This is a genomic window from Micromonospora sp. (assembly GCF_048594385.1).
Lineage (GTDB): Bacteria > Actinomycetota > Actinomycetes > Mycobacteriales > Micromonosporaceae > Micromonospora > Micromonospora wenchangensis.
The window spans coordinates 1-12,885 of the sequence record NZ_JBMDWU010000201.1; the positions used below are offsets into that span (position 1 = coordinate 1).

10 protein-coding genes are annotated in these 12,885 nt (G+C 74.3%); 3 read left to right on the top strand and 7 right to left on the bottom strand.

The window, feature by feature from the left end:
* Nucleotides 1-969, top strand: a 969-nt coding sequence (locus ACOJTC_RS10670) for a glycoside hydrolase family 3 N-terminal domain-containing protein (protein WP_420116736.1), incomplete at its 5' end; no start/stop codon positions are given.
* A gap of 113 nt (nt 970-1,082) precedes the next feature.
* Nucleotides 1,083-1,553: a hypothetical protein gene (locus ACOJTC_RS10675; protein WP_420116737.1), complete on the top strand. Its 471-nt coding sequence runs from the start codon at nt 1,083-1,085 to the stop codon at nt 1,551-1,553.
* On the opposite strand, the gene ACOJTC_RS10680 is transcribed toward ACOJTC_RS10675, so the two are convergent.
* The gene (locus tag ACOJTC_RS10680; protein WP_420116738.1) at nt 1,528-2,019 is read right to left on the bottom strand and encodes an EVE domain-containing protein; all 492 of its coding nucleotides are present in this window, start codon (nt 2,017-2,019) and stop codon (nt 1,528-1,530) included. The two genes, ACOJTC_RS10675 and ACOJTC_RS10680, sit on opposite strands and share 26 nt — an antisense overlap.
* 17 nt (nt 2,020-2,036) lie before the next feature.
* Nucleotides 2,037-2,663, bottom strand: coding sequence for a helix-turn-helix transcriptional regulator (locus ACOJTC_RS10685; RefSeq protein ID WP_377681884.1), 627 nt, complete (start codon nt 2,661-2,663; stop codon nt 2,037-2,039).
* Between the two features lie 480 nt (nt 2,664-3,143).
* Here ACOJTC_RS10685 and ACOJTC_RS10690 point away from each other — a divergent pair, with 480 nt between their 5' ends.
* On the top strand, nt 3,144-6,677 hold the full coding sequence (locus ACOJTC_RS10690) for a BTAD domain-containing putative transcriptional regulator (protein ID WP_420116739.1): 3,534 nt from the start codon (nt 3,144-3,146) through the stop codon (nt 6,675-6,677).
* Here the strand turns inward: ACOJTC_RS10690 and ACOJTC_RS10695 are convergent.
* From ACOJTC_RS10695 to ACOJTC_RS10715, 5 genes are all read right to left on the bottom strand, one after another.
* Nucleotides 6,667-8,091 (bottom strand): hypothetical protein, encoded by a 1,425-nt coding sequence (locus ACOJTC_RS10695; RefSeq protein WP_420116740.1) that lies wholly within the window; start codon nt 8,089-8,091, stop codon nt 6,667-6,669. The genes ACOJTC_RS10690 and ACOJTC_RS10695 overlap by 11 nt on opposite strands.
* Nucleotides 8,092-8,103: 12 nt before the next feature.
* A complete protein-coding gene (locus ACOJTC_RS10700; RefSeq protein WP_420116741.1) occupies nt 8,104-9,429 on the bottom strand; it encodes a hypothetical protein in 1,326 nt (441 codons plus the stop codon).
* Nucleotides 9,430-9,555: 126 nt separating this feature from the next.
* Complete coding sequence (locus ACOJTC_RS10705) at nt 9,556-10,299, bottom strand: hypothetical protein (RefSeq protein WP_420116742.1); 744 nt, start codon at nt 10,297-10,299, stop codon at nt 9,556-9,558.
* A 14-nt stretch (nt 10,300-10,313) separates the two neighbouring features.
* On the bottom strand, nt 10,314-11,735 hold the full coding sequence (locus ACOJTC_RS10710) for a hypothetical protein (RefSeq protein WP_204928574.1): 1,422 nt from the start codon (nt 11,733-11,735) through the stop codon (nt 10,314-10,316).
* 112 nt (nt 11,736-11,847) lie between these two features.
* On the bottom strand, nt 11,848-12,885 hold a 1,038-nt coding region (locus ACOJTC_RS10715; RefSeq protein WP_420116743.1), incomplete at its 5' end, for a zinc ribbon domain-containing protein.

Sequence of the window (12,885 nt, forward strand, 5' to 3'; positions counted from 1 at the left end):
ACCGCCGGGGTCGAGTCGATCATGCCCACGGCGGTGATCGTCCCGGCGCTGGACCCCTCCCGCACGCCTGCGGTCCTCTCCGCGCCCATCGTCACCGGTCTGCTCCGCCACACCCTGGGGTACGACGGAGTCGTCGTCACCGACGCGTTGCGCGCGGACGCGCTGGCGGCCATCCCGCCGGAGCGGGTGATCCTCGACGCCGTCCGGGCCGGCAACGACGAGTTGACGCTGCCGGCCGACCCACCCGCCGCCATCGCCACGGTGCTCGGCGCGGTACGCGACGGCACCCTCACCGAGGACCGCATCGACCAGTCGGTACGCCGGATCCTCCGCCTGAAAGCCGCCCTGGGCCTCTTCGACAACCCGTACACCAGCAGCAGGGCTGTCGACTCGCTGGTCGGCACCGCCGCGGACCAGGAGACGATGGCGGAGGTCGCCCGCCGGTCGGTCACCCTGCTGCGCCACGAGGCCGGTGTGCTGCCGTTGCCGTCCGGGTCCCACCGCCACGTGCTGGTCACCGGCTGGGGGGCCACCGCGGTACCGTCGCTGGCCGGCCAACTGAGGGGCCGGGGGCTGGTCCCGACGCCGATGTACACCGGGTCGCCGGACCGGGGCACCGTCGCGCAGGTGGTGGCGGCGGCCACCAGGAGCGACGTCACAGTGGTCCTCACCAACAACGTCGGGAACGACGAGCGCCAGCGGAATCTGGTCGAGGCGCTGCTGGCGACACACCTACCGGTGGTGGTGGTCGCCGTCGGCACCCCGTACGACATCGCCCACCTCCGGTCGGTCCGCACCTACCTGGCGACGTACGGCTACCGGGACGTCTCGCTGGCCGCGCTGGCGGACACCCTGGTCGGTGCGCAACCGACCGGCCGCCTCCCGGTCACCATCCGCACCCCCGACGGCACGCGGGTCCGGTATCCGTTCGGGTCCGGGCAGCGGCTGCCGGCCCCACGGGAGGGCTGATCCGGCGCGACGGTGGCCGGGCACTCGCCGACGCACCGAGGCGCAGCGGCGAACCCAACTTCCTCTACGACCCTGATCTGCTGATCAACCAGTCCGAACGGTCGCACGCGACGGTGCACCGGGTCGCCACCCGGGCGATGAACCACGAGCGGGTCGCCGCCCACCTGCCGGTGGTCCGGCAGGTCGCCGACGCCCTCGTGGACGCGATGACCGCCGACGGCCGCCGCGCCGACGACCTCGTCGCCGGGTACACCGACCGGCTCCCGCTGCTGACGATCACCCGGCTGCTCGGTATCCCGGCCGACGACTGCGACCGCATCCGCCGCTGGTCGGGGGCATACACCCACTCGCATCCCGGCACGCCGGAGGCGCTCCTGCCGCACCGTGACGGGCCGAAGTTCGTCGGGTTCGGCGGGGGCCGCCACTACTGCCCCGGTCGACGGCTCGGCCGGGCGATCCTGGCCGTGGGGCTGGAGCGGCTGCGTACCCGGTTGCCCGGTCTGCGCCTCGCCACCGACGGGCCGTTCCCCATCGCGGAGCGGGAGGTGGGCGGGGTGGTCACCACGCTGCCGGTGCGCTGGTAGCGCCGGCCGCCTCGGGCAGGTGGTCGGCGAGCGCGGTGAACTGTGCCCGGGTCAGGTACGACGGGTTGGCCGCCTGCGGCTGGCGGAACACCTCCAGGCCGGCCAGCCGGGGATCGGCGCGTAACCGGTCCCGGTGCAGCCGGCGGGGTTCGGGCAGCACGGTCAGGTCCAGCGGCACCGTCCAGGGTGACCCGGGTTCCCCACCGGGCACCGGCTCGCCGGTGAGCCGGCCGATCCCCCAGACGCCGTACGGCAACCGTCCCCGGCTGCCGCTGGCCCAGAACACCACGGGCTGACCGGCCCGCATCAGCCGGGCCCGGTAGCCGGGGCGGACGCACCAGCCCGTCACCCGGGGGTTCCGGGCGAACCGGCCGGCGAGGTCGACCAGGTCGGCGTTGCCCTTGATCAGCCAGGCGCCCAGGTCGTCGTGGGTCACCCGCCGCCCGTCGGCGTTTCCGTCCGCCACGTCCCGCCTCCCGAGCGTCAGATCAGCCCCTCCCGGACCGCGTACGCTACCGCGTGCGTGCGGTTGCGGAGCTGGAACCGGCTGGTGATGTCGTGCAGCACGTTCTTGACGGTCCGCTCCGAGTAGCTCAACCGGGTCGCCACCTCCCGGGTGTCCATCCCGTCGGCCACCAGCCGCAGGATCTCGCTCTCCCGCACCGAGAGCCCGTTGACGTCGATGCCGCGCGGGGCGAGCACCGTCTGCTGGAGCCGGGTCACCTGCTTGACCAGCAGCCCGAGCACCTCCGGGGGCATCGCCGCGCCACCGGAGGCGGTGCTGACCACGAGCTGGGCCAGCCGGTGACCGGTCGCCTCGGTACGCGAGGCGAGGGCGCGTACCCCCAGCTCCACGGCGGGGATCAGGGCCGAGTCCGACTCGACGGCGGCGACCAGCACGAACCGCCGGCAGCCCAGCCGGCGTACGGCGCGGAGCACGTCGAGCGTGCCGTGGTCGAGGGTGTCGGCGGCGACCACGCCGACGGTCTCCCCGGTGATCATCTGCGCGGGCACGACCTCGATCTCGGCCCGGCCCCGCAGCGCCGCGGTGATGCCGGCCGTGGAGATCGGGTCGGGGGTACGGATGTAGGTCTGGGCACGTCCGTTCATGGCGGTTCCTTAGCTTCCGGGCTGAGTCGAGCGTCAGCTGCCAGGCTGCCGTTCAGCAGGGGGACAGATCGGTGGTCCGGAGGCCGGTGCCGTGCGGTTCCGTGACCGGTGCAAGTCGCTTCGCCGAGGTGGACACCGGCCGACGGGTGGTGGCGGTGTCCGTGGTCCACGGTAGAGACGGTGGTCGGCCGGGCACTGGAGGCCGACTGGACGCCGTCGAATCGACATCCTTGCCGGGCGGCAACGTTTTGAGCTGCTCAAATGCACGACCGTCCAAAAGTGAGCCGCCGGAGCACCGGCAGAACCGGCAGAACCGTTGCCCCGACGGGCGACCGCTGCTGCCCGATCGGCAGGTTTCGGCGGCGTGTCCCTCGGTGAATGAGTGTGGAAGATCATGGTCATCCGACCGGTCAACCGGCAGAATCATGTGCTGGCCGCGCTGGTGGGAAGGACGCGCAGCCATGACAGGGAGGCCGGTCGATGGCCGACGGCGGTGCTGAGATCCGACGACGACGACTGGGTGCCGGGTTGACCCAGGAGCAGCTGGCCGAACGGGCAGGAATCAGTGTCCGGGCGGTGCGCGACATCGAACAGGGCCGGGTCCGCAACCCCCGGGCCGAATCCCTCCGACGCATCGCCGACGCCGTCGGGCTGCCCCACCTGGAGCCACCCGGCCCCGCGCCACCCGCCGCGTCGGCACCCACCCTCCGCATCGACGTGCTCGGCCCGCTGCGCATCCAGGTCGGGGCCGAACCGGTCGCGCTCGGCGCCAACCGGCAACGGATGCTGCTCGGCCTGCTCGCCTTGCACCCGGACACGATCGTGTCCCGCCACGAGATCGTCGACGTGCTCTGGGGCCACGACCCGCCGGACAGCTGCCTCAACCTCGTCCACACCTACGTCGCCCGGCTGCGCCGGGTGCTGGACCGGCCCGGGAACACCGGCACCACCATCACCCACGTCGGTGGCGGCTACCGGCTCCGGGTCGGCCCCACCCAGCTCGACCTGAGCGAGTTCGCCACCGTGATCGAACGCGCCGAGGGCAGCGTCGCGGGCGACCTGGCCAGCCTGGACCGGCTGGCCGGCGCACTGGCGCTGTGGCGCGGGCCGGTCCTGGCCGACGCGGCGGCGAGCCTGGCCCAGCACCCGACCGCCGTCGCCCTGAACCGTCGCCGCATCGCCACCGCCGTCACCTACGCGACGCTCGCCGTCGACCTGGGACTGCCCGACCGGGCGGTCCGGGAGCTGCACGCGGTGGCCCGCCACGAACCACTGCACGAACAGGTGCACGCCCGGCTCATGCTCGCCCTCGCCGCCTGCGGCCAGCAGGCCCGTGCGCTGACCCTGCACCGCAAGCTGCGGGACCGCCTCGCCGAGCAGCTCGGCGTGGAACCCGGCCCGGAACTGCGCGAGGCACAGCTGCGCATCCTGCGCCAGGACCTGCCCCGGGTGGTCGCCCGCCCGGCCGCCGGTGACGCCCCGGCCGTACGTCCCGGGGCGGCACCGCACCGGCCCGAGACGTCGTCGCCGGCCCGCCCCCCCAGCCACCGCCCGCCGGCACAACTGCCTCCCGACGTCGCCTACTTCACCGGACGCGACACCCAGATGGCCGCGCTCGACGCGCTGCTGGCCGGGGAGACGGCGACCCGGGGTCCGGTGGTCATCTCCGCCATCACCGGGATGGCCGGGGTCGGCAAGACCGCCCTGGCGGTGCACTGGGCGCACCGGGTGCGTCGGCACTTCCCCGACGGGCAGCTCTACGTCAACCTGCGCGGCTACTCGACGGCCAGCCCGGTACGCGAGGAGGAGGCCCTGGCCGGGTTCCTGCACGCGCTCGGGGTGCCGGCCGAGCAGGTGCCGGTCGACGCCGGGCAGGCCGCCGCGCTGCTGCGTACCATGCTGGACGGTCGCCGGATGCTCGTGGTGCTGGACAATGCCGCCAGCGCCGACCAGGTGCGCCCGCTACTGCCCGGCGGCGCCGGCTGCCTGGCGTTGATCACCAGCCGGGACCGGCTCAGCGGGCTCGTCGCTGTCGACGGCGCGCGCCGCATCGATCTCGACGTGCTCACCGCCGCCGAGGCCGGCACCCTGCTCACCAGGATCATCCCGACCGAACGGGTCGCCCGCGCCACCGAGATCGCCGAGCTGGCGACGGTCTGCGCCCGGCTGCCGCTGGCCCTGCGGATCGCCGCCGCCAACCTGATCGACCAGCCCGACCAGTCGATCAGCGCGCACACCGCCCGGCTGACCGCCGGCAACCAGCTCGCCGACCTGCGTATCGAGGGCGACGACCAGGCGGCCGTCCGGGCGGCGTTCGACCTGTCGTACGCCGCCCTGCCCGCCCCGGCACGGCGGCTGTTCCGGCTGCTGGGCACGGCACCCGGGACGGACGTCACGGTGGCCGCCGCCGCCGCGCTGGCCGGGATCGACGAGCCGGTGGCCGCCCGCGAGCTGGACCGGCTCGCCGCCGCGCACCTCGTCGGGCAGGTGGCACCCGGCCGGTACACGTTCCACGACCTGCTGCGGCTCTACGCCCGGGAACGGGCCACCGCCGAGGACCCCGGGCCGGAGCTGCGGGCCGCCACCCGGCGTCTGTACGGCTGGTACCGGCAGCGCACCGAGGCCGCCGCCGTCGCCGTCTACCCGCACCTGGTGCGGTTGCCGCCCGACGGGACCGGACCGGCCGCCGGGGCGTCGCCGTTCCCCACCTCCGCCGGGGCGATGGCCTGGCTGGAGGAGGAACACACCAACCTGATGCGGGTGATCGCGCACGCCGCCGAACCCGACGGCGACCCGGCCGCCTGGCGGATCCCGGACGCGCTGCGCGGCTACTTCCAGTTCCGCCCGCACAGCGACGGACTGGTCGCCGCGACCAGCGCGCTGCACGCCGCGCAGCAGGCCGGCGACCACGCCGGCGAGGCCGCGAGCCGGCTCGGGCTGGCCAGCCTGCACCTGCGTCGCGGCGAGTACGCGGTGGGCCTGTCCCACGCCACCGCCATGATCGACGCGGCGCACCGGGCGGCATGGCCGGAGGGCCTGGCGGCGGCGTACGGCACCTGCGGGTTGGTGCACCTGCGGGCCGGCCGGCTGGCCGAGGGGGCCGAACTGACCCGGCTCGCGGTCAGCATCCACGAACGGCTCGGCGGCCCGGAACGGCTCAGCACCAGCCTCGGCAACCTCGGGGTGATCTACCGGGACATGGGACGGCTCCGCGAGGCGGCCGAGGTCTTCCGGCAGGCGTTGACGTTGACCCGCAGCACCGGGATGTGGATGAGCACCGGGATCAGCCTGAGCAACCTGGGTGAGGTGCAGCACGCCCTCGGCCAGCACGACGAGGCCCTCGACCACCTGCGGGAGGCGCTGGAGCTGAGCCGGCGCACCGGTTACCGGCCGACCGAGACGGAGAGCCTGCGCCGGCTGGCGGCGCTGCGCGCGCAGAGCGGTGACCTGGGTCCGGCGACCGAGCTGGCCGACGCCGCGCTGGCCCTCGCCGACCTGATCGGCGACCCCGCCCAGCAGGCCGCCGCCCGCAACGTGCTGGGCGCGATCCACCTGCGCAACGGTGATCCGGCCGCGACGACCGAACACCGGCGGGCGCTCGACCTCGCCCGCTCCGGCGGGGCCCGGGGTGAGGAGGTCGAGGCCCTGATCGGGCTGGCCGAGGTGCACCGGGACACCGATCCGACGGAGGCGGTCGCGCTGGCCCGGCAGGCCCGCGCGGTGGCCCGCGCCGCCGGGTACCGGGTGTGGGAGGGGCACGCGCTGATGGTGGCGGCCGAGGCGCTGCGGGCCACCGGCCCGATGACCGCCGCCCGCACCGCCGAGGAGGCGTTGGCGACCCACCGGGAGACCGGGCACCTGCTCGGCCAGGTCCGCGCGCTGCGGCTGCTGGTCGCGCTCGGCGCGGACGGCGGCGTCGACGCGGCCCAGCAGGCCACGTACCGGCGGGAGATCGCCGAATTGTCCCGGCGGCTGCGGCCCGCCCGCGACGAGGACGTGCCGGTCAGCCCGTGACGGTGAACCGGCGGCGGCTCTCGTCGTCGAGCGGGGTCAGGGTCGGCCGGCCGGCGGAGTCCACGTCGAACGCCAGCCGGCCCTCGACCGGGACGGTGTCGTCCCCGTGCGACGCGTGCCAACCGATCCGTAGGCGCGGCGGGTGGTCGTCGCCGCCCGGTTCCCAGTCGGGGGTGAGCACCAGCCGGGTCCACGCTCCGGTGCTGTTGCGCACGGCCTGCGGACCGGGCCCGCCGTCGGCCCCGGACACCAGGAGCGCGACCTGTAGCAGGCCGGTGTGCCGCCGCCCCCGGTGCCACAGCACCGGCCACGCCTCCCGGTCGGCCGTCGGGTCGTCGCCGTAGTAGGCGTCGACGTGGGCGGTGCCGTCCTCGGGCGGCCGGTGGGCGGTGCCACGGTCGACGCCGGCCGGGGCGACCAGGTAACGGTGCATGGTGAACCGGAGCCCCAGCAGCAGCCGGACGCCACCGGCCCGCCCCGGCCCCGGGTCGGCCCGGTAGGCCAGCAGCAACGCGCCGGGTTCCGGGGTCGCCGCGTCCAGCATCGCCGTCCGCTGCCCACCTGCCGCGTCGCGGACCGTCAGCGTCTGCGGGCCGTCCAGCCCGTCGAAGCCGGTCACCACGACGGTGTCGTCGGCGTACGACGTCAGCCGGGGCGCGGCCGGCTCGGCCGGGGCGGCGGTGAGCCCGGTCGCGTGCCACACCGGGCGGGCCGCGTCGGGTCGCCGGGCGGCGGCCAGGGGCACCGGCGGCCGGTCGTGCACCCCGGCGTCGACGGGCGTGACGAGGAAGTGGGTGCGGGTCGCCAGGGACCGGTCGGCCACCTCGAACAGCCCGTCGCTGTGCACCAGGAACGATCCCACCTCGTCGTGTTCCGGGGTCAGCAGCACCCCGTCGACAGTGGTCCGCTCGTGGTGCACCCGGTAGCCGACCCGGACCGCCGGCACCGTCCCGTGGCCGGCCTCCAGCCGGGCGGTGAACACCAGCGAACCCACCTCGTTGAACTTGTTGAACGGGTTGCGACCAGCCGTCACGGCGTGCGGCGACACGCTCAGGTCGGCGACGCCCCAGCAGGGGAAGGACGCCAGCGCGGCCTGCCGGGACGACGCCGGGCCGGCCCCGACGTCGGCGGGCACGTAGTCGAAGGTGGTGAACCGGACCAGCAGGTCCACGCAGACCCGCTTGGGGCCGGTCGGGCCTCCCCGCCGACGCAGGTAGCGCAGCCAGTACGAGTGCCGCCGCTGCTGCTCGCCCCGGATCATCCCGGTGCCGGCGAGGTAGGGCTGCGCCGGGTTGACCAGGTCCCGCAGGGTCGCCTGCTCGGGGAAGCCGGCACCGGCGAACCCGGTGACCGTGAAGGCGTCGCCCACCGGTGGGTCGGGCCGGTAGCCGACCAGCCGCATCCGACTCGGCACGGTGTCCTCCGCTCAGTTCGTCACGGTCAGGTGGCGGTAGGTCTGCTCGTCGCCGAAGCGGACCAGCGGCCCGCCGGAGGCGTCCACGGTGATCAGGAACGTGCCGCCGAGCGGGGTGCCGGGACCCGGGGCCGGGGCCACCGCCACCTCCGACCAGCGGACCAGCAGGCCCGGCAGGTCGCCGTCCGGGCCGTCGTACCACTCGGGGACGAACCGCAGCCGCGAGCCGACCGACCCGGGCGGGGCGGGGTCGGCGTCGTCGGGCAGCGGGCGCAGCGACACGTCGGCGAACCCGGGGTGCCGGCGGCCGTGGTGGAAGACCACGGCGTCGGCGAACTCGTTCGACTCGACCAGGTACGAGCAGGTGAGCAGGCGCAACGCGAGACGGGCCCGGACCCGGCCGGCCCGCGGGCCCTCGGCCGGGTCGCCGGGCCGGGCGTACTCCACGATCATGCCGTCGTCCCGGGTGTCGACGCCCATCGACGCGCGGTGCCGGCGCGGGTGCCCGTCGTGCCACACCTCGATCTGCGGCGGGCCGGCGACCTGCTCGAATCCCTGCACCTCGACCGCGCCCCGGCGGGCCCGGCCGGTCAGCACCCGCAGGGCGGTCACCGGCGGCGGGACGGTGACGCCGGTCGCCCGGTAGACGGTGAGGCTGCGGGTGGGCGGCGGGTCGGCCCCGACCAACGGCCGCCCGTGCACCGCACCGCTGACCGGGACCAGCCGCCACGACGAGGACCCGGACGCCGGTTCCAGCGTGACCGCGCCGTCGCTGTGCACGGTCAACGCCCCGGTCTCCTCGGGGCCCGGGGCGACCGCCGGACCGAGCACGGGGTTCTCCGCGTGCCGGACCCGGTACCCGATCCGGATCGCCGGCACCGGGGCACCGGTGCCGGCAGCGGGGGCGAACACCATCGTCGGCTCGAAGACGAGGTGGCCGGGGTCGTTGAACTTGTTGAACGGGTTCCGGCCGCCGGCACCCGTGTCCCGCAGCGAGATGCTCAGGTCCTCGATCCCCCACAGGCCCGGCAGCGGTGCCGCCGACCGGGGCGAGTACCTGTCGGTGCCGGGGCGGTGCCGGTAGGGGAAGGTGCCGAACCGGATCAGGAACTCCGCCGCGACCAGCTTGCGGCCCCCCGGCCCCCGGTGGCGGTAGCGCAGCCAGTAGCAGTGCCGGTGGGTCCGGGTGCCCCGGTCCAGCCACACCGCGCCGTCGAACCCGTCGGGCCACAGGTCGTCGGCGAGGAACTCCCCGACCGGCAGTCCGGCGTCCCGGAAGCCGGTCACGGCGAACCGGTTGCCGGACAGCTCCTCCGGCTCGTACTCGATGCTGGTCACGAGGTGTCGTCCCTGCTCGACCGGTCGACGGGCCCCGGGCACGACGATGGCCGGTCGGTCCATCGGGCCCGCCGGTGGCGGGCCGGGAGCCGCTGGTGGCGCGGTCCCGGCCCGGCACCGGTCGGGTCACACCAGGTCGTACTCGCGGGCCAGGTACTGGAACTTCTCGACGGTCAGCACCGTGGCCAGGACCCGCTGGTCGGCCACCGAGAGGTCGTCCACCTCGTCGTCGACCACCCGGTCGAGCACCTGCCGGGCGGCCTCCGGGTCGAGGTCGGCCAGTGGTTCCGGCGTCGGCCCGACCGGCTCGACCTGGTCGGCCGGCCCGACCTGGTCGGCCGGTTCCGGTTCCCCACCGGGGTACGCCGACCCGTCCGGCCCGTGGTCCTGCTGCCCGTAGCCGTCCCGGTCGTAGCCGTGCTGTTCGTAGCCCTGCTGGTGGTCGTGGTCCGGCTGGTCGTAGGACTGCTCGGCCTGGTCGTAGCCGTGCTGCTCGTAGCCGTCCTGGTGGTAGCCGTCCTGGTCGGCGGCCTGGTGCGCGGCGGCGATCCAGTTCTGGGTCACCGAGTCGATCACCCGGGCCATCTCCGTCGCCGGCTCACCCAGCTCGTCGACGGCGAAGATCTGCACCGGCGGGAAGGCGCTGGCGTGGTGGTAGACGGTGTCGTAGAAGTCGGCCAGCCAGCCGTTGCGCTGGTACCAACCCGGGTCGCCCCAGCCCTGCCCGAGCAGGTCCGGCACCTGCTCCCAGCCGGCGTCCGGCTGCTCGGCGAGGATGCCGTGCGCGCTGACCGCCGCCCAGCAGAGGTAGGCGTACGCGTCGTCGAGGCCGGCCGGGCCGGTGGTGTCGAAGGTCTCCGGATAGTTCATCGGTCGTCTCCCCCTCAGCCCGTGACCGTGAAGTACTTGTTGCTGTCGGCGTCGAGCAGGCGGAGCACCGGGCTGCCGGACGAGTCGATCCCGAGGCGGAACTGCCCCTTGTTGCTGTGCTGGCGGCTCCGCCCGTCCGCGCCGGCGTGCTCGGCCGTCCAGTCGATGCGTAGCTGCACCCCGACCTGCCCCGGCACCTCCTCGACGTACGGCCCGAAGAACAACGTCGACTCCTCGTGGTGCCGGTTCTTGACCGCGTCGACGTCGTACTGCCGGCCCTTCTCGCCGACCACCACCGGATCGCCGTGCCCCACCTCCAGCACCCGCAGCGAGACGTTGCGGAAGGCGGTGTAGCGCACCCCGCCCACGTAGACCATCTGCCGGTGGCCGTCGTCGGGCGCGGTGACGTACGAAACCATGGTGAACCGCAGCAGCAGCAACGCCTTGATCTTGGTGCGGACCTTCCGGCCCAGCACGGCCCCGTCGCGGACGTACTCCAGTCGCAGCGACGCCTCGTGCCCCTCGTCGTCCGCCGCCGAGGCGACCACCGGCGGTTGACCGTCGTTGAGGACGGTGATGGTGTTCGGGCCGTCCATCCGCTCGAAGCCGATCACCTTCATGCCCTTGTGCTCGTGCGGGTCGAGCATCCGGCCACCGCGGTCGATCCCACCCAGCTCGATGCGCTGGGCCTTGAGCATGCCGGTCGTGACCGGCTGACCGTCCTCGTCCTCCGGCACGGCCCGGGTCGGGCGGTCGTGCACGCTGCCGCTGAGCGGGGTGATCCGGAAGTGCTTCTCGGTCCGCCCCTCCCCCGGGTTGATCTCGAAGCTGCCGTTGCTGTGCACCAGGAACGCGCCGACGTCGTTGTGGCTCAACCCGAGGGGCGCGCCGAGCAGGTTCTTCGCCTGATGCTGCACCCGGTAGTTGATCCGCAGGTGGGGCATGCCGCCGTTGACGGCGGCCACCTCGAAGGTCAGGCTGCCGGACTCGTTGAACTTGTTGAACGGGTTACGCCCCCGGCCGGTCGCCAGCAGCGACACGCTCAGGTCGGTGATCCCCCAGAGCGGGTAGTCGCGCAGGATCTCCAGCTCCTGCTCGGTCGGGCCACCCTCACCGTCCTTCGGTACGTAGTCGAAGGTCGTGAAGCGCACCAGCAGCTCCACGCAGACCCGCTTCTTGTCGGTGATCCCGATGCCCCGGCGCACGTAGCGCAGCCAGTAGACGTGCTGCCGGGACTGGCCGCCCTGGACCATGACGAGCTGGCCGTGGGCGATCGGCACCGGTGAGATCAACTGGTTCAGCGGCAGCTCGGTCCGGAACCCGGCGTTGCTGAACCCGTTGACCTGGAACACCCCGTCCGTCAGGCCCTTGGCCTGACCCTGCGCGAACCCGATCATGTTCGCGGTGGTGTTCAGGGCGATGGCGACTTCTGTCACGGATACACCTCCGACGTGGGACCGTCGGGCCGGTCGGCCGACGGTGGTGGTGGTTGTCGGGTGCCGCCGCCGGGGCCCGGTGCCCCGACGTCACCCGCTGCCCGGCGACCGCTCACTCCCGGGCGAAGAACTCGAACTCGCTGACCGTCACGTCGGTGCCCTTCTCGGCCCGGTGCACGTCGGTGACCTGGATCTGCACGGTGGTGACCCCGTCGGCCCCGTCGAGGGTCAACGTCTGGGGCTCCCCGGTGTCCTCGACGGTGAGGGTGTCCGACCGGTTGGTGGAGTAGACCAGGTGCAGGGTCATCGGCCGGTGGGTCGCGGTGTAGTCCTCGGCCGTGCCGGCGGTCACGATCAGCCGCTCCAGGTCGACCTCCGCCGCGAAGCGCAGGGTGACCGTCGGCGGCTTCTCCTTGTCCCAGCGCACCTGCCAGTGCGTGTTGCGGTACTGGTCGACGCTCAGCTCCGGCCCGTGGTCGCGGACCGACGCGCCGCCGGTCACCTGCACCGGCCGGACCGCCACGAACCGGGGGTTGATCTTCCGGTCGGCCCAGTCCCGCGCCCCGGTCACCGGCCCGGACACCGCCCCGTTGATCCGTTCCCGCAGCGGCGGATAGATCAGGTAGGCCACCCCGATCGCGAAGAGCAGCACCGCGGCGACCGCGTTCGACCGCTGGTAGATCGCGTGCAGCACGCCACCGACCCCACCGGGTCGGCCGCCGCCGGGCGCGCCGGGACGGGTCCCGGCCGCGGTGACCCGGGGGCCACGGCGCGGCAGCAGGCGCTGCCACCAGCGTCGACGCACCACCTGGGCGGTCCGCAGCGAGTCGCCGCACCGGCTGCAGAACCGGCGGGTCGGCGCGTTGCCCTCGCCGCACTCGCCGCAGATCAGCTCGCCGGGTTGCCGTCGCCGGGTGGACGCCTTCGCACCGACGGTGGCCACCCGGGGCCGGACCGCCTGCGGGCTGACCTCGTCGGGCTCGACGGTCGCGGCGGCGGTGGCCCGGGAACCGGCCCGCCCGCCGGTGGCCGGCGCGCCGGGCAGCACGGAGTCGACCGACCCGTCGGCGGCGACCAGGGCGCTGGTGTGCGGCGCGGCACGCGTGTCGCGCCGGGGCGGGGACGCCGGATTCCTCGGGGCGGTCGGCAG

Excerpts from the sequence above, each read along its gene's own strand:
- ACOJTC_RS10685 (WP_377681884.1), bottom strand. The coding sequence starts at position 2,663 with ATGAACGGACGTGCCCAGACCTACATCCGTACCCCCGACCCGATCTCC.
- ACOJTC_RS10690 (WP_420116739.1), top strand. The coding sequence starts at position 3,144 with ATGGCCGACGGCGGTGCTGAGATCCGACGACGACGACTGGGTGCCGGG.
- ACOJTC_RS10705 (WP_420116742.1), bottom strand. The coding sequence starts at position 10,299 with ATGAACTATCCGGAGACCTTCGACACCACCGGCCCGGCCGGCCTCGAC.